A 17,048-nucleotide genomic window follows, 5' to 3' on the forward strand; every position below is an offset into this window, starting at 1 on the left:
GCTGGGTGCTGCGTGTCTGCGAGCGGCCATGAGCTTTGCACTGCTGTTTTCAGGCCAGGGTACGCAGCATCCCGCCATGCTTCCCTGGCTGGCGGACGATGCATGGACACAGGCAGTCTGCGAACAGCTGCAGGTTTCGCACTGGCGCGACAGGTTGGCGGATGCGCCGTGGGCCGAGTCCAACGCCGTGGCCCAGCCCCTGCTGGCGGGCCTGGCCATGGCCGCGTGGATGCAGCTGTCCCCGCAATTGCCCGCGCCTTCGGCCGTGGCGGGCTACAGCGTGGGGGAACTGCCCGCATTCGGTGCCGCGGGCGCGCTGGATGCCTGCGACATCGTTGCCCTGGCCGCGCGCCGCGCGGCGGCCATGGACCGCTGCGCCCAGCAGATGCCCGGCGGCGGGCTGCTGGCCGTCAGCGGCCTGCCGCCCGCACGCATGGCCGCCCTGCTGGAGACGACCGGGCTGGCCGTGGCCATACGCAACGGCCCCGAGAACCTCATCCTGGGCGGCCCCCATGCGGCGCTGGAGCAGGCGCAGGCGCAGGCGGTGCGCCAGGGCGCGCATGCCACCCGGCTGCGCGTGCAGGTGGCTTCCCACACCCCGTGGATGCGACAGGCCGCACAGGCCTTCGCAAAGGACCTGGGCCAGGTGGCCGTGCACGCGCCCGCCGTGGCGCTGTTCAGCAACACGGCCCGGCGGGTGCGTGACGCCGCAGGCGCCCGGACGGCGCTGTCAGAGCAGATAGCGGGCACGGTGCACTGGGACGACTGCATGGACAGCATTGCCGCACGCCAGGTGCGCTGCGTTCTGGAGATCGGCCCCGGCCAGGCGCTGGCACGCCTGTGGAACCAGCGCCATCCGGACATTCCGGCCCGCTCCTGCGACGACTTCCGCAGCGCGGCGGCCATTGCCGGCTGGATAGGCCGGCACTGCGGGGACTGACGCCCCGGGGCCTTGCGCCTGAGCCTTTGCGCCTGAGCCTTTGCGCCTGAGCCTTTGCGCCTGAGCTTTTTGCACCGGCTTCGTGACCCCTTGATTTGTAGACCCAGGAGACAACCACCATGAGCCAACATCTTGCACCGTCCCTTGCACCGTCCTATCCCCCATCTGCAGAGCTGGCCCGCAATGCGCGCGTGAGCGGGCGCGCCGCCTATGACCGGCTCGTCGCGGAGGCGGACGCCGACCCCCAGGCGTTCTGGGGCCGGCTCGCACGCGAGTTCGTCGCGTGGAAGCGCCCCTTCACGCGCGTGCTCGATGAAAGCCGCGCCCCGTTCTACGAATGGTTCAATGACGGCACGCTCAACGCCAGCTGGAACTGCCTGGAGCGCAACATCCAGCGGGGGCTGGGCGAGCGCACGGCCCTCATCTTCGAAGCCGATGACGGCGCGGTGACGCAGGTGACCTATGCGCAGCTTCTTGTGCGGGTCAATCGCCTGGCCAACGCCCTGCGCAGCCTGGGCGTCGGCAAGGGCAACCGCGTCGTCATCTACATGGCCATGTCGATTGACGGCGTGGCCGCCATGCAGGCCTGTGCACGCATAGGCGCCATTCACTGCGTGGTGTTTGGCGGCTTCTCCGCCACGGCGCTGCGCGACCGCATCGCGGACACGGGGGCCTGCGCCGTCATCACGGCAGACCAGCAAGTGCGGGGAGGACGGCAATTGCCCCTCAAGAGCATCGTGGACGAGGCCCTGGCCCAGCCCGGCTGCGAGCAGGTCCGCCACGTGCTGGTGGCACGGCGCACGGGCGGCGCCATCGCCATGCACCCGCCCCGGGACCTGTGGCTCGACGAAATCACCGCAGCCCAGAGCGATGTCTGCGAACCGGAATGGGTGCCGGCCGAGCATCCGCTGTTCCTGCTCTACACCTCGGGCTCCACCGGAACCCCCAAGGGCGTCCAGCACGCCACGGGAGGCTATCTGCTGCATGCCGCCGTGACCTGCGCCTGGACCTTCGACCTGCAGCCCTCCGATGTCTTCTGGTGTACGGCGGACATTGGATGGGTGACCGGCCATACTTATATCGCCTACGGCCCGCTGGCGCTGGGCGCCACGCAGGTGGTGTTCGAGGGCGTGCCCACCTACCCGGACGCGGGACGCTTCTGGAAAATGATCGAGGCCCACGGGGTGACGGTCTTCTACACGGCGCCCACGGCCATTCGCTCGCTGATCAAGGCCGCCGACGCCGATGCGCAGGTGCATCCCGCGCGCTACGACCTGGGCAGCCTGCGCATCCTGGGGTCCGTGGGCGAGCCGATCAATCCCGCCGCCTGGCACTGGTACCACGAGCAGGTGGGCGGGGGCCGCTGCCCCATCGTCGATACGTTCTGGCAGACGGAGACGGGCGGGCACATGATCACGCCGCTGCCCGGAGCCACGGACCTCGTGCCCGGCTCCTGCACGCTGGCCTTCCCGGGCATTGCCGCCGCCGTGGTGGACGAGGCCGGCAACGAGCTGCCCTGGGGCGACGGCGGCATCCTGGTGATCAAGCGCCCCTGGCCCTCCATGATCAGGAACATCTGGGGCCATCCCGAGCGGTTTGTCGCCAGCTACTTTCCCGAAGAATTCAAGGGCCGCTACTACCTGGCGGGAGACGGCGCGGTCCGCGATGCGCGCACCGGCTACTTCACCATCACCGGCCGCATCGACGATGTGCTCAACGTCAGCGGCCACCGCATGGGCACGATGGAGATCGAGTCCGCCCTGGTGGCCATGACCGACCTGGTGGCGGAGGCCGCCGTCGTGGGGCGGCCCGATGACACGACGGGAGAGGCCATATGCGCCTTCGTCGTCCTCAAGCGTTCGCGGCCCAGCGGCGCCGAGGCGGCCGACATCGCCAGGCTGCTGCGGGAGTGGGTGGCCAAGGAGATCGGGCCGATCGCCAAGCCCAGGGACATCCGGTTCGGCGACAACCTGCCCAAGACCCGCAGCGGCAAGATCATGCGGCGATTGCTGCGCAGCATTGCACGCGGCGAGCCCATCGTGCAGGACACCTCCACCCTGGAGAACCCGGCGATCCTGGAGCAGCTGTCTAAGGCCTGCTGAAGGCCAGGCTGCAATCCACAAGCGATGCAGCCCTGTCAGGCCGCGAGGCCTGCAAGGCAGCCCGCCCGCTCAAGCCCCCAGATGTTGGAAAGCAGCTGCCGGGCACGTCCCTCGCCGGCAACGGGCGCGGCAAGCTCCATGAACTTGTCCTCCAGCTCCCCATCCGACAAAGGCAGCTCGGGATCGCCCTTGCGGTCCGGCTGGAACCAGACATGGCAGCGGCCATCCCTGGCAACGATCTCCACGCGCGCCGATCTCTTGCCAGGGAAGGCCCGGTCGATTTGCGGGTCCACGGCCACCTGGACGCGCTCGAGCATTGCGCGAACGGCAGGATCGGCCAGTCGCTCCGGGGTGTACGCCGAAAGCCGCACGCTGCCATGGACCAGGGCCGTGGCCACCACGAAACGAAGACTGAAGCGGGCTTCGTTTTCCGTCGCAGGATCGGTGTAGCAGGCGATATCCAGGGCCGGGCCATAGGTGGCCACGGCCACGCTGCAGATGTCGTCCGCCCGCAGGGCATGCTGGCTGCGCAAGGCCAGCGCGGCATCGATGGCGGCGAACGTATGGCCGCAGCCGACGTGGTTCTTGAAGGTGAGCCGGGTGATGTGGAAGTCCCTGCCCAGCGTCGCACCGATGTCTGACCAGTCGGGTCCGTCGCTGACTGCGCGGCCCAGGCCCAGCTCTCCATCCAGCACGTCCAGCGATCCCGTCACCCCCTGGTGCGCAAGCTGCGCGGCCAGCAGGCCGGCCTCCGCCGCGCGCCCGGCATGCAGGGGCTTGGACATCGAATCCATGCGAAATGCCTGCTGCAACCCGGCAGAGAAGGTGGCCGCCGTGGCCAGTGCATGGGCGAATTGCCCTGCATCCAGCCGCAGCGCATACCCTGCGGCCGCCGCTGCCCCGAAGACGCCCACGGTGCCGGTGTTGTGCCAGAAGCGGTAGTGGGCCCGGCCCAGGGTCACGCCGATGCGGGTGGAGGCCTCATAGCCCAGCACCACGGCACGCAGGAAGTCCAGGCCACTGGCCTCTGCCTGCTGGCTTGCCGCCAGCGCCGCCGCAATGGTTGCGGCCCCGGGGTGGTACATGGCATCGCGGAAGCTGTCGTCCACCTCGGCGGCATGGGCCGCCGAACCGTTGAACAGTGCCGCCGCCCGCGCCGTGGCCATGCGGCCGTTTCCAAGCCGGCAGGAGCCGCGGTCCAGGTCCTCGGCAAGCACCTGCTCCAACTGTGCAAGAGGGGCCACGCCCAGCCCCGGGAACAAAGCGGCATACCAGTCGATCACGGCACGCTTGGCATGGTGGATGACGGTTTCGGGAAGCTCGGTACGGTGGTATTGAGCAGCAAACTGCCCGAACACTTCGGTCGCATGCATGCGTGGTCTCCTTGGATTGGCCCTCCATGAGGCCGTCTTTTTCTGGAAGAAATGTGCAGTACCTGGCGCCCTCAGGCCAGAACCAGCACACCATCGGCAGCGCACACGCCCTGGCCCTGCGGCAGCACGAACACCGGGTTGATCTCCGCTTCGATCACGCGGTCGCCCAGCCGGGCGGCCATTGCAGAGAACGCGACGATGGCATGGGCCAGCGCATCGACATCGGCCCTGGGCCGGCCGCGAAAGCCGTCCAGCAGCGGCCAGGTCTTGAGCTCCCTGGCCATCTCCAGGGCGTCAGACAGGCTCAGCACCGCCAGCTGTGAGCCGTCGTCCGGCAGCAACCGCAGCGTGGTGTCCTGGAACAGCTCGGCCGTCACGCCTCCCATGCCCAGCATCACGGCGGTGCCCAGCGCATCCTTGTGCAGGCCAAGAATCAGCTCGGTGCCGCCGGCCACCATCTGCTGCACCAGGAACCGGTCCGGGCGCACGCCCGCCCTGGCCTGCACGTCGTCCACCATCGCACCCAACCGGGCACCTATGGTTTGCGCAGTCAGGCCGACGGCGACACCGCCGACATCGCTCTTGTGCGTGATCCGGGACGAAAGGATCTTGAGCACCACCCGGCCGCCCAGTTCGCGCGCGGCGGCTTCGGCCTCTTCGGCATTGCGCACCACACGCTCGGCCGCGCACGGCACACCGAAACGGCGGAAAACGGCCTTGGCCTGCGCTTCATCGAGGCAGCCACCGGGCAGATCCGGTTCCTGCAGGGTGTCCTTGCCGACGACTTGCTCGGAAGGCGCACCCTGGAAGCCGTTGACGCGCAGCATGCCCGCCAGCGCGGCCGTGCAGCTTTCCGCCGCAGCGAAGGCCGGCACGCCGCGTTGCGTGAGCAGCGCGCCGATTTCCGGCGCATGCGGGCTGACGTAGGCCAGCACCGGCTTGTCGGAGTGGGGCAGGCAGTCCTGGATGGCACCGGCCAGCAGCTCGGGCATGGCCAGGCTGGAGGAGCCGACGATGATCACCAGCGCGTCGTAGCTGGGGCTTGCCAGCAAGGCATTGATGGCGCCGCGCAGCAGGTCGGGACGCAGGCCCGCCAGGGTCACGTCGATGGGGTTGCGGTCCAGCACGGCCTCGCTGCCGGTCTGCAGCGCGCGCAGTGCATCGGCGGTCGCCTGGTCAGGGGCCGGCGTGTCGAATCCGGCCACGCCCAGATCGTCCGACACCAGGGTGCCCGCACCGCCGGTGGACGTCAGGATGGCGATGCGCTTGCCGCGCAGCCTGCGGCCCGTGGCCAGCGCAGCGGGCACGTCCAGCAGGTCGGCAAAGCTGTGCGCACGGATCACGCCGACCTGGCGGAACAGCGCGTCGTACATGCGATCCGCACCGGCCATGGCGCCCGTGTGCGATACGGCGGCCTTGGCGCCGGCCTCGGAGCGGCCGATCTTGAAGGCCACCACGGGCTTGCCGGCACGCGCGGCCTTCAGGCAGGCGGCACGGAACCTGGCGGGATGGCGCACCGTCTCCACATACAGCGCGATCACCTTGGTGGCCGGGTCATCGGCCAGGTGGTCTATGAAGTCGGCCAGTTCCAGATCCACTTCGTTGCTGGTGGAGATGAGCTTGGACAGGCCGATGCCACGCGCGGCGGCGCGCGACAGCAGCGAACCCAGGATGCCGCCGCTTTGCGAGACGACACCGATGCCTCCGACGGGGAACTCGTCCATCTCCAGCGCGCCCGAGGGCGACAGCACGATCCGGTCGGTCAGGTTGACCAGCCCGATGGTGTTGGGCCCCAGCAGACGCATGCTGCCGGCCGCCTCGATCAGTTGCCGCTGGCGGTGCGCCCCGTCCTCGCCCGTTTCCGTATAGCCGCTGGCCAGCACGATGGCTGCCGCGCAGCCCAGCGCCGACAGTTCCCTGACGGCCTGGTGCGCACGCTCGGCGCCCAGCAGCACCACGGCCACATCGGGCACTTCAGGCAGCGAGGCCACATCGGGATAGCAGGTCAGATCGCCAATGCGCTCCACGCGCGGATTGACGGGAAGAATGCGGCCGGCAAACCCGTGCTTTTGCAGGTAGGCCACCGGGCGGCCCGTGGTCTTTTTCAGGTCGGCAGAGGCGCCTATGACGGCGACGCTGCGCGGCGACAGCAGCTTGGCAATGGCTTCGCTCATGGCGTCACTCCTTGCCGGCCGTCTTGGCCAGGAAGGCCTCCACCGATGCGCGGTGTTCACTGCTGGTGTAGCAGATGCCCTGGGCCTGGCTGCCCTGGGCGAAGACATCGTGCGAAGACAGTTCGAAGCTCTGGTTCAGGATGGTCTTGGTCAATGCCAGCGCGGTGGAAGAAGCCGAGGACAGCTCGCGCGCCCAGGCCTGGGCCTCTGCCACCAAGGCCTCGGCACTGGCCTGGCGGTCCACGATGCCCAGCGCCAGGGCTTCCGGCAGCTTGACCTGGCGGCCGGTGAAGATCAGCTCCTTGGCCTTGGCCAGGCCCACACGGCGCGGCAGGAAGTACATGCCGCCGCCGTCCGGGATGATGCCGCGCAGCACATAGCTCCACGCGAAGCTGGCCCATTCGCTGGCGATCACGAAGTCGCAGGCCAGCGCCGTGTCTGCCCCCAGTCCCGAAGCCGCGCCGTTGACGGCGGCGATCACGGGCTTGGGCATGGTGTGCAGCAGGGCCTGGACATGGTGCACGCGCTGCTGGCGCTGCCAGCCGTTGAAGCCCACCTCGCCCGCGGGAGCATTCATGCGCCTTTGCATTCCGGCAATGTCGCCGCCTGCGCAAAATCCCTTGCCCGCGCCTGTCAGCACCAGGGCTTTGATGGCCTTGTCTGCCGCCACGCGCTCCAGGGCATCGATGAACTCGGTGCGCATGTCGTCACTCATGGCGTTGCGCTTGTCGGGGCGGTTCAGGGTCACGGTTGCCACCGCATCGGCGACATTCAGTTGGATCAGTTCGTAGTTCATGGCGTGCTTTGAAAGCGATCGCAGCCAGTGCGATCAATCGGGATGGATGTTGTTTTGCCTGACGATCTGCGCCCAGCGCTTTTCCTCGGCCTGCACATAGGTGTCCAGTTCCGCCGCAGGTCCGGCATTGACCATCAGGCCCTCGTGCTCCAGCTTGCGAACGAAGTCCGGCGAGCGGGCCGCCTTGCGGGCTGCGGCGTTCAGGCGATCGATCACGGCGGCAGGTGTGGCTGCCGGCGCGTACAGGCCGTACCAGCTCTCGACGCGGTAGCCCGGGACGGTGACGGCGATGGGTGGCACGTTCTTGAAGGCCGCAGACGGCTCGGCCGTGGTGACCCCCAGCACGCGCAGCTTGCCGTTGTCGATGAAGGTGGATACCGCCGCCGCCGTGGCAAACATCATGTCCACCTGCCCGCCCATGAGATCGGTGAGCGCCGGGCCTGCGCCGCGGTAGGGCACATGGGTGAGCCTGACCTTGGCAAGGTTGGCAAACAGCTCACCCGCCAGATGCGCCGAAGTCCCGGCGCCCTGCGAGGCATAGGTCAGCTTGTCGGGACTGGCCTTGGCGGCGGCCATCACGTCCGCCACCGTCTTGTACGGGCTGGCGGCGGGCACCACCAGCACGTTGGGGCCGCGGCCGATCAGGATCACCGGAGCAAAGGCCTTGTTGCTCCCGTACGGCAGCTTGGCCTGCAACGCCGGATTGACGGCGTGCGCGAACGAAGCCACGACCACGGAATATCCGTCCGGCGCACTCTTGGCAACGTTGTCGGTGCCGATGATCGTGCCGGCACCGGGCTTGTTGTCCACGATGACGGGCTGGCCCAGGTCCTTGGCCATCTCGGCCCCCAGCGTGCGGGCGATCAGGTCCGTTCCACCGCCTGGCGCAAAGGGCACGACGAGGCGCACGGGCTTTTCCGGGAAGGCTGCAGATGCTGCGCTGCAGACAGTCGCGAGCACGGCAATGAACGCAATGGCCCTTGCACAACGGCGGGCGGCGAAACTGGGCATGGTGTGTCTCCTGGTTCTATGGACAGAGGTCCGGTCACTGCGCCAGCGTTGCGATGACGCTGGCGACTGGCTTGTGAAAGCTTAGGGAAACGCACCGCACTTGTGACCCCCCATATTCCAACCAGTGAAATTCCAAAGCGGGCGCGCCAGAGCCTGCGGCTGCATTTCCCTTGCATTCGGTGGAATACTTGGCTTCCATCAGGCGCCCGTACCCGGGCAGGAAGAACACAGCTTTCGACACCGGGGCAAGCGCGTTCTCCCACCAGCGGCAGCAGCATGACGAACAGGCGATCCCCCATCCTCCATGACAAGCCGGGACAGTCCCCGAGCAACCGCTCCCTGGAAAGAGGCGTCGAAATACTCCGTGCGTTCAGGCCCGGCTCGGAACTGCTGGGAAACAGCGACCTGGCGGAACGCACCGGCCTGTCCAAGGCCACGGTCACCCGGCTGACGCAGACCCTGGTGGGCTGCGGCATGCTGCAGGCCGACCACCCAAGCCGGGCCTTTCGCCTGGCCCCGGCGGTCCTGAGCCTGGCGCACGCCATGCGCACGGGCTCGACGGTGCTGTCGATTGCGGCGCCCCTGATGCGCACCCTCGCCGAGACACGCCGGATCAACGTGGGCCTGGCATGTCCCGACAGGGACGAGATGGTCTACCTGGAATCCATCCGCTACAACCGCCGGATCGTGCTCAGGCATGTGGTCTCGGGCCAGCGCGTTCCCATGGAACTGACATCGCTGGGGCGCGCCTACCTGGCAGCGGCGCCATCGGCCAGGCGCAAGGCCTTGCTCGACAGCTTCAGGCTCAAGAGGGGCGCCCAATGGCCTGCGCTGGAGCAGCAGATCCAGGCGGCGATCAAGTCCGTGAAAAGCCAAGGCTTTTGCGCCGCATCGTGGCAGCCGGAAGTGGTTGCGCTGGCCACGCCGCTGGTGACACCCGATGCCATCTATGTCCTGAACTGCAGCGTCTCCACCACGGAGCCTTTGCCGGCCATCGTGCAGGAGCTGCACCCGGCCTTGCTGCAACTGGGCCGGCAGATTGAAAGCCTGCTGGAAAAACGGTGAGGCCTGCTCGCTGTATTGCGCGCTTTCCAGGCGCATCCGGCGGCCTGCCTCGCATAGGGAAAAAACATAGCTGATATAGGCTGTATCGGCTTATCGCAATGTCGTACGCAACCCAGACTGGTGGCATGACAAACACACATCTGGAGACAACCGGCGTCACACGCCGGCTCGTGCGCTATCGCTCGCAAACTGCCGATGGCGAGATTCAAATCGAGTATGCGGACCAGGGCGCAGGCCCGGTCGTCTGCATGCTCCCATCGCTGGCTCGCTCAGGCAGAGACTACGACGTCGTTGCCGCCTACCTGCAGGCGGGCGGGCTGCGGGTGCTGCGCCCCGAGCCTCGGGGAATAGGCCGCAGCCGTGGCCCCATGCAGGGACTGACCCTGCATGACTTTGCAGCCGACGTTGCGGCCGTCATCGACAGCGAAGCCACCGGCCCTGTCGTGGTCGTGGGGCATGCCTGGGGCAGCCAGCCGGCACGCATGCTGGCCGCCGACAGACCGGACCTGGTGTGCGGAGTCGTCATGGCCGCCGCCTCGGCAGGCAAGCTTCCCCCAGGCTCGGACGAGAAGCCGTATGGCCGCCTGCGGGACGCGATCGATGGCGCGGGCGATGCACGGCTGTCGCAAGAGCAGCGCATCGACTGCCTGCGCCGCGCCTTCTTCGCGCCGGGAAACGATCCCCGCGCATGGCTTGACGGCTGGAGCGCCGAAGCCCATGAGGCGCAAAGCCATGCACGGCGCGTGACACCGATCGACGACTACTTCAGCGCAGGCGCGACCGTCCCCATCCTGGACCTTCGGGCCGAGCATGACGCGGTCGTGATCCCCCATGTGATGAAGCCCTGCCTGGGCGACCGGGTGACGGAACAGGTCATTGCAGACGCAGGCCACGCCCTGGCGCCCGAGCAGCCTCGCGCCATGGCGGATGCCATCGCCGCCTTCACCCTTCGCGTGTACGCCGCCCAGGCCCATTCCCACCCCTAAAGCCATCGGCCGTCCGTCAGGGATGCGCCGCACAAAAAGTAGTGTCTCAGGAGACAAAAGATGACCATCCACAAGCCGGCAGCCGCCATCAAGACAACCTGGAAGATCGTGATGGGTTGCGCCGCGTGGGCTGCCTGTGCCCTGGTGAGTGCACAGGACTATCCAGGCAAGCCGATCCGCATGGTGATCCCCTACACGCCGGGCGGATCGATCGATACCGTGGGCCGCCTGGTGGCGGATCAGCTGCAAAGGCAACTGGGCCAGGCCATCGTGATCGAGAACGTGCCGGGGGCTTCCGGCCTGTTGGGAACCCTGCAGGTCAGGAAGGCGAAGGCAGATGGATACACGCTCATCTTCAATGCATCCAGCCATGCATACCTGCCGCTCGTCATGTCCAAGAAAACCTATGACCCCGAGCGTGACTTCACGCCCGTGGGGCAAATCGGATACGTACCGCTGATCGTGGCGGTCACCAACGAGCTGCCCGTCAGGACCGTGGCGGAGCTGGTGCAGTTGGCCAAGGCCCATCCGGGCAAGTACACATGGGCCACCTCGGGATTGGGAACCACCAGCCACCTCAGTGAGGAGATGTTCAACCGGGCGCTCGGCCTGCAGATGGAAATCGTCGCGTACAAGGGGGCCGTACCTCAGTTGACGGACGTGGTCGGCGGACATGTCTCCGCGGCCATCTCGCCCATGCCCGGCGTCATGCCCTTCGTGCAGGCCGGACGCCTGCGGCCCCTGGCCGTCACAAGCAAGACCCGCGTACTGTCGCTGCCCGATGTGCCGACGCTGGCGGAGGGCACCATCCCCGGGTTCGAGCTCCTGTCCTGGTACGGAATCTGGGGGCCGGCCGGCCTGCCCGCGGACATCACCCACAAGCTGAACACCGAGATTGCAAAGGCCGTGGAGGCGCCCTCGCTGAAATCCAAGTTTGCCGAGCTGTCCTTTGTTCCCACGCAGTCCACTGCGGCGCAGTTCAAGGCCCTGATAGCGGACGACATGGCCAAGATCGGCAAGGCCGTCAAGCAGGCCGGCATCCGTATCGACTGACCTGCGGGGCGCTGGGGCACGCTCACCCCGGCGCCTGGCCAGGGCGTGCGCCCTTTCGAAAGTCCAGCTCGCGCAACAGCTTGGCTGTTTCCATGATCAGCCGGTTCGTTGGCCGCGCCCGGGGCATGGCCAGTACGAGCTGGTTGCGCAGGGCTGGCGGACCGATGGGGGCCGACTGTATGGCGGCACGGGCGCCGTTCAGGTACAACGCGCTGTCCGGCAGGATCGAGCAGGCCAGGCCTTCCTCCACCACGCAAAGCGCCGTGTGCACGGCCCCCACCTCAGCCACGACGTTCAGCCGGATCTTGCGCGGCAGCAGGACCGCGTCCACCAGGCTGCGTATGGGATTGTGCGAGCCCGGCAGTACCAGCGGGAAATCGGCCAGGGCCGAGAGGCTGATGCGCTGCGGCAATTGGTAGCCGGCAGGGGCCACCAGCAGCATGGACTCGCGCATCAGGGGCTCGTAGGACAGCAGCGGCGTAGGCGCAGGGTCGAACATCAGCCCCAGGTCGATGCGCCCCGCAATCATTCCCTCTCGCAGCGACAGGCTCAGTCCCTCCACCACCGACAGCAAGGCATGCGGCAGCCGGCGCCGGAACTCCCGTATCAGCGGCACGGCCAGGCTCGCCGCCACACGGTGGGGCAGGCCCACGACCACGCTGCCCACCGGCTCCGCATGCATCTCCTTGAGATCGGACAAGGCCTGGCTGGCCGAGTTGAGCATCGTGCGCGCATGCGACAGCAGTGTCTCCCCGGCCGGGGTCGCCGCCACGCCGCGCCCCGTCCTGTCCAGCAGCCGCTGCCCCAGCTCTTCTTCCAGCAATGCGATCTGGCGGCTCACGCTGGGCTGCGCCAAATTCAGCGCCACGGCCGCACGGCTGATGCTGCCGTGTTCCACCACGGCGACGAAATATTCCAGTTGGCGCAGATCCATAGGCGTTCGACATAGCTGATATAGGCGCCATCGAGTTTAACTTTGCCGGCATCGATCGCAAACTGGACTGCATCGCCGCGCACCACAGCGGCTCCACCGTTTCACATGAGGAAAGCCAATGAGCAGGTTCAAGTGCAAGATCGCCATCGTCACGGGGGCCGGATGCGTGGGCGCAGGCTGGGGCAATGGCAGGGCCATGGCCGTGCGCCTGGCCGAGGAAGGTGCACAGGTGCTGGCCGTGGACCGTGACCAGGCACAGCTCGACGAGACGCTGTCGCTTGCAGGCGAGGCGGCCGCCTCCATCACCCCCTGCATTTGCGATGTCACCGACTCGGCCAGCGTGAAGGCCATGGTCCAAGCCTGCCTTCAGGCCTATGGCGCCCCGGACATCCTGATCAACAACGTGGGCGGCTCTGCCGCTGGCGGCCCCATCCAACTGAGCGAAGAGGCCTGGGACAGTCAGATCGACATCAATCTCAAAAGCGTCTTCCTGACGTGCAAGCACGTGTTGCCGCACATGGTTGAACGCAAGACAGGTGCCATTGTCAACGTGGCATCCACCTCCGGCCTGCGCTGGACCGGCAGTACACAGGTGGCCTATGCCGCCAGCAAGGCCGGCGTGATCCATCTGTCCCGCGTGGTGGCCGTGCAGCATGCGCCTGACGGCATTCGCGTGAACACGGTCGTGCCGGGCCAACTCCATACCCCCATGGTGGAAGTGCGGCTGGCAAAGCAGCGCGCAGGCGGTGACGTGGAGGCGCTGCTGGCTTCACGGGTCCGGCGCATCCCGCTGGGCTTCATGGGCGATGGCCGTGATACCGCCAGTGCGGCCCTGTATCTGGCCAGCGACGAAGCCCGCTTCGTGACCGGGACCGAGCTGGTCGTCGATGGCGGCATGACGGCGCGCTGCGATTGAACAACGGGTCCCTGGAAACAATGCAAAGGCAGACGAATGGGCACTGACCACATACGCGTTCCCCTGGTGGCGCCAGGCACGCGGGCCGAACTGGGCGACATCGAAACCCGCATTCTCAAAGAGCGAGGCCGCATTTCACTGCTCTACCAGGTACTGCTCAACAGCGCCCCCATCGCTGCGGGATGGGAGTCGATGTTGACGGCCGTGCGCCATCGCACGACGGTCCCCGCTGCCCTTCGCGAGATGATCATCCTGCGTGTCGCCGTGCTGAACGAGGCGGCCTTCGAATTCGACGCCCATGTCCCGCATGCGCTCGCTGCAGGCCTGGCTGCCGAGAAGATCGAGGCGCTGAAGGCGGCGCAGCCCGCAGACCTGTTCAGCGACGAAGAACGGCTGCTGCTGGAGCTGACGGACCGCATGACGCGGGACGTCAAGGTGCCCGCGCCCTTGATGGACCAGGTCAACGCGCGTTATGAAGCCGGCACAGTCGTTGAACTGGTGGCCACCGTTGCCGCCTACAACATGGTTTCGCGCTTTCTCGTGGCCTTGAATATTTCCCACTGAATAGGTGCCCAGGCGCTCTTGCGTCTGGCCGCCCGGGCCGGCCTCCATCCCCTGCCCTTCCGATCGACCATGGACCCTACTCTCACCGATGCCGAATCTCCCGTCAGGACCTACCTGGACAATCCTGGCGCTCCGACACTGCAGCTCCCGCCGCTTTCCTGCGACAGCCACGTTCATGTGTTCGGTCCATTGTCCCGGTATCCGTACGCGGCCAACCGCCGGGCCACGCCAGTCGAGGCGCCCAAAGAAGCCTTGTTCGCACTTCACAGGCATCTGGGCATTGACCGATGCGTCATCGTGCAATCGATCACACATGGGTTGGACAACCGCGTTGTCGAGGATGCCATCGCCTGCGGCGAGGGACGCTACCTCGGTATCGCGCTGGTACAGCCCGATGTATCGGATGCCGAATTGCAGCGGCTTGCCCGTGCCGGTTTTCGCGGTGTACGTTTCAATTTCATGAGACACATTGGCGGCAGCGCCAACGTCGACGAGGTCGTAGCCCTGACACCACGCCTGGCCGAGGTCGGCATGCACCTGCAGGTGCATTTCGAGAGCGAGCTCGTGCATGTCCTCGGCGAGGCGCTACGGCGCAGCCGGGTTCCCGTGGTCATCGACCACATGGGGCGGGTGGACGCCGCCAAGGGGCCGGATCACGAAGACTTCCAGGCGCTGCTTCGCCTGCTTGACGACGGTCTTTTTTACGTCAAGGTCAGCGGCATCGACCGGGTCGATGCACATTGCGCTCCCGATCAGCGCTACCGGCAAGGCGTGGTGCTTGCCCGGGCCTTGCTTGCGCGCTTTCCCGAGCGCTGTGTCTGGGGATCCGATTGGCCCCATCCCAACCACACCCACATTCCAGACGACGGTGCGCTGGTCGATGCACTGCAGGAGATTGCGGGAAGCCGGCAGCACCTGCAGCAACTGATGGTGCACAACCCCGAACGGCTCTATCGCTTCGGCGAAACCCGGTCTCGACAATCGCGCCCTGGCCCGGTCATCGGGGCATCCGACTGTGTGGATCACCGACACCCCCAGGGTTGAAGCGCCCCGGCGCCGGCTCAGTGGCCGCCCGAATCAGCACGCTCAACAGGTGCTGTCGCTACCGCTTCGCCTTGGTATTCGCGCGCCAGCTGCGCCACCAGCGCGTCCACGGTGGGTGCGCAGTTCACGCCCGAGACAGAGTGGCCGGCGCTCCAGATGTCGGTCCAGCGCTGGTTGGGTGCGGGGTCCGAGCCGCCACCAAAACGGCGCCGGGCTTCCTGCACGGTGACGCTCTCGTCCAGCATTGACACATCGATGCCCAACCGCTCGGCCGATGGCCGCAGGAAGCTCGCTGGCAGGCCGGTGAATGCGCGGGTGAGCAGCACGTCGTCCAGCGAGCTGCCGATCAGCATCTGCCGATAGGCGTCGCTGGCCAGACTTTCGCGGGTCGCAATGAAGCGCGTGCCCATGGAGCCCAGGTCACAGCCCAGTGTGCGTGCTGCGCGCAATGCCACGCCGTCGGACAGCCCGCCAGCCAGCACCAGGGGCCCATCGAAGACATCGCGCACGGCGCGGACGAAGGCGAAGGGATTGGCCCAGCCGGTGTGTCCTCCGGCCCCGGCCGTCAGCAGCACCAGTCCATCCGCCCCCGACTCGATTGCGCGCAGCGCGTGATGCAGCGATGCCACATCGGCAAACACACGGCAGCCGGCTGCATGCAGCCGCGGCACCACGGCGGCAGGCGAGCCCACGCTGGTGATGACCATCGATGCGCCGTGGCGCGCGATCACCTCCACTTCGGCCGTCACCTGCGCCGGATCGCGGCGCATGATGAGGTTGGGACAGTAGGGGGCCGTGCTCCCGGGGGCTGCGGCGGCCTCTGCATCGAGCCGCGTCAGCCAGGCATCGAACTCGTCAAGCGTGCGGCAATTCGCGGTGGGGAAGGCGCCGACCACGCCTGCGGCGCATGCGGCAGACACCAGTTCAATGCCGGAGATGCGCAGCATCGGGGCGGCGATCACGGGCACGGCGAGGCGGTCCAGGAAGTCAAGGTGTGCGCTCATGGCAAAGCTGCTTTCGGGCGATGGGAAGGGGAGGCGGCGCAAGGGGACCGGGCGTGCCAGGCGGGTGCCCAGCGGGCCGGCATTCACCCCATCTGCTGCCGCGCGTTGTCCAGCGCGGGGGGGCCGGCATCGGCATGCCGGTCCATGCCGGCAAGCGCCACGGGGTAGCGCACCAGGGACAGCGGCCTGTCCTGCACAAAAAGCCCTCGCCGGGCGAAATGGGGCAAGGCCGCCAGGTCCGAGGGCGCCACCACGGGGGTGACCGGCAGGTCGTGGCGTGACAGGCGATCGAAAGCCTGGGCGGCATCCTCGCAAGCGAGTTGTTCGCCGATGCGGGTGTTGATGGCATCGGCCGCGGGCTTGCGCGCGCGCAGGTGGAGATAGGCCTCCCCTGCAAAGGGCCCCATGTCCATGGCCTGGCACAGCCGCGCCCAGAAGTGGTCTTCCAGCGCCGCGAGCGAGAGGTATTGCCCATCTCGGCAGCGAAAGGCGCCGTAGGCGGGCTTGACCAGCGTGGCCTGGCGCTGTGCGCCCAGGCCGGTGGCCCCCTCGGCGCCGTAGGCGCCCAGGCGAGGATTCATCCAGTGCAAGGCGCAGTCGGCCAGGGCCACGTCCAGGTGCTGGCCCTGCCCGCTCGACTGGCGCTGCAGCAAGGCGGCCAGCGTGGACGACAGCGCATACATGCCGCCGCACAGATCGGCCACCGGCAGGCCGAAGTTCTGCGCGGGCGGCCCGTCGGGCGCGCCCGAAACGGCCAGGACGCCTGCCGCCGACAGGTAGTTGATGTCATGGCCGGGCAGACCAGCCCACGGGCCGGTCTGCCCATAGCCGCTCAGGGACACGTAGACCAATCGCGGGTAGCTTTCGCGCAGGCTGGCATAGTCCAGCCCCAGGCGCGCCATGACGCCGGGTCGATAGGACTCGACCAGCACGTCGGCCTCGGACACCAGTGCGCGTATGCGCACGCGCTGGTCCTCGTCCTTCAGGTCGGCCAGCAAGCTGAGCTTGCCGCGGTTGACCGCATCGAAGCCGCCCGGCCCCATGCGGCGTGCGTTGTCGCCATGGGGCGGGCGCTCGATCTTGATC

Annotated in this window: 15 protein-coding genes; 8 read left to right on the forward strand and 7 right to left on the reverse strand. The window is 67.5% G+C overall.

Annotated features, from left to right (window positions below):
* Window positions 1-940 (forward strand): acyltransferase domain-containing protein (locus tag JHD82_RS25550; protein ID WP_233174887.1); only part of this gene is annotated, 940 nt, incomplete at its 5' end.
* A 119-nt stretch (window positions 941-1,059) separates the two neighbouring features.
* Entirely contained in the window at window positions 1,060-3,042 is a 1,983-nt protein-coding gene (gene acs, locus JHD82_RS25555; protein ID WP_199139471.1) for an acetate--CoA ligase, read from the forward strand.
* Between the two features lie 35 nt (window positions 3,043-3,077).
* Here acs and JHD82_RS25560 read toward each other — a convergent pair whose 3' ends face one another.
* The 4 genes from JHD82_RS25560 to JHD82_RS25575 all read right to left on the reverse strand — a co-directional run bounded on the left by JHD82_RS25560 (window position 3,078) and on the right by JHD82_RS25575 (window position 8,396).
* Entirely contained in the window at window positions 3,078-4,415 is a 1,338-nt protein-coding gene (locus tag JHD82_RS25560; RefSeq protein WP_199139473.1) for an MmgE/PrpD family protein, read from the reverse strand.
* A 71-nt stretch (window positions 4,416-4,486) separates the two neighbouring features.
* Complete coding sequence (locus JHD82_RS25565; protein ID WP_199139475.1) at window positions 4,487-6,589, reverse strand: acetate--CoA ligase family protein; 2,103 nt, start codon at window positions 6,587-6,589, stop codon at window positions 4,487-4,489.
* 4 nt (window positions 6,590-6,593) lie between these two features.
* Window positions 6,594-7,385: an enoyl-CoA hydratase/isomerase family protein gene (locus JHD82_RS25570; RefSeq protein WP_199139477.1), complete on the reverse strand. Its 792-nt coding sequence runs from the start codon at window positions 7,383-7,385 to the stop codon at window positions 6,594-6,596.
* A gap of 33 nt (window positions 7,386-7,418) precedes the next feature.
* Window positions 7,419-8,396 (reverse strand): tripartite tricarboxylate transporter substrate binding protein, encoded by a 978-nt coding sequence (locus tag JHD82_RS25575; RefSeq protein WP_099734554.1) that lies wholly within the window; start codon window positions 8,394-8,396, stop codon window positions 7,419-7,421.
* Between the two features lie 276 nt (window positions 8,397-8,672).
* Here JHD82_RS25575 and JHD82_RS25580 point away from each other — a divergent pair, with 276 nt between their 5' ends.
* The 3 genes from JHD82_RS25580 to JHD82_RS25590 all read left to right on the forward strand — a co-directional run bounded on the left by JHD82_RS25580 (window position 8,673) and on the right by JHD82_RS25590 (window position 11,500).
* Window positions 8,673-9,461: an IclR family transcriptional regulator gene (locus tag JHD82_RS25580; RefSeq protein WP_199139479.1), complete on the forward strand. Its 789-nt coding sequence runs from the start codon at window positions 8,673-8,675 to the stop codon at window positions 9,459-9,461.
* Between the two features lie 125 nt (window positions 9,462-9,586).
* Window positions 9,587-10,447: an alpha/beta fold hydrolase gene (locus JHD82_RS25585; RefSeq protein ID WP_233174888.1), complete on the forward strand. Its 861-nt coding sequence runs from the start codon at window positions 9,587-9,589 to the stop codon at window positions 10,445-10,447.
* Window positions 10,448-10,507: 60 nt separating this feature from the next.
* Complete coding sequence (locus JHD82_RS25590; protein ID WP_199139483.1) at window positions 10,508-11,500, forward strand: tripartite tricarboxylate transporter substrate binding protein; 993 nt, start codon at window positions 10,508-10,510, stop codon at window positions 11,498-11,500.
* Between the two features lie 22 nt (window positions 11,501-11,522).
* Here the strand turns inward: JHD82_RS25590 and JHD82_RS25595 are convergent, their stop codons facing one another.
* On the reverse strand, window positions 11,523-12,434 hold the full coding sequence (locus JHD82_RS25595; protein ID WP_199139485.1) for a LysR family transcriptional regulator: 912 nt from the start codon (window positions 12,432-12,434) through the stop codon (window positions 11,523-11,525).
* Between the two features lie 118 nt (window positions 12,435-12,552).
* On the opposite strand from JHD82_RS25595, the gene JHD82_RS25600 reads away from it, so the two are divergent.
* The 3 genes from JHD82_RS25600 (at window position 12,553) to JHD82_RS25610 (ending at window position 14,958) form a co-directional block, all read left to right on the forward strand.
* A complete protein-coding gene (locus tag JHD82_RS25600) occupies window positions 12,553-13,350 on the forward strand; it encodes an SDR family NAD(P)-dependent oxidoreductase (protein WP_199139487.1) in 798 nt (265 codons plus the stop codon).
* 36 nt (window positions 13,351-13,386) lie between these two features.
* The gene (locus tag JHD82_RS25605) at window positions 13,387-13,914 is read left to right on the forward strand and encodes a carboxymuconolactone decarboxylase family protein (protein ID WP_199139489.1); all 528 of its coding nucleotides are present in this window, start codon (window positions 13,387-13,389) and stop codon (window positions 13,912-13,914) included.
* Between the two features lie 69 nt (window positions 13,915-13,983).
* A complete protein-coding gene (locus JHD82_RS25610; RefSeq protein ID WP_199139491.1) occupies window positions 13,984-14,958 on the forward strand; it encodes an amidohydrolase in 975 nt (324 codons plus the stop codon).
* A gap of 17 nt (window positions 14,959-14,975) precedes the next feature.
* Here the strand turns inward: JHD82_RS25610 and JHD82_RS25615 are convergent, their stop codons facing one another.
* Window positions 14,976-15,962 carry a nitronate monooxygenase family protein gene (locus tag JHD82_RS25615; protein WP_199139499.1) on the reverse strand — a complete coding sequence of 329 codons (987 nt, stop codon included), beginning with the start codon at window positions 15,960-15,962 and terminating at the stop codon, window positions 14,976-14,978.
* Window positions 15,963-16,045: 83 nt separating this feature from the next.
* The coding region (locus JHD82_RS25620; RefSeq protein ID WP_199139501.1) for a CaiB/BaiF CoA-transferase family protein at window positions 16,046-17,048 on the reverse strand (1,003 nt) is incomplete at its 5' end.

This window comes from Delftia sp. ASV31, assembly GCF_016428765.1.
Classification (GTDB): Bacteria; Pseudomonadota; Gammaproteobacteria; order Burkholderiales; family Burkholderiaceae_C; genus Comamonas; species Comamonas acidovorans.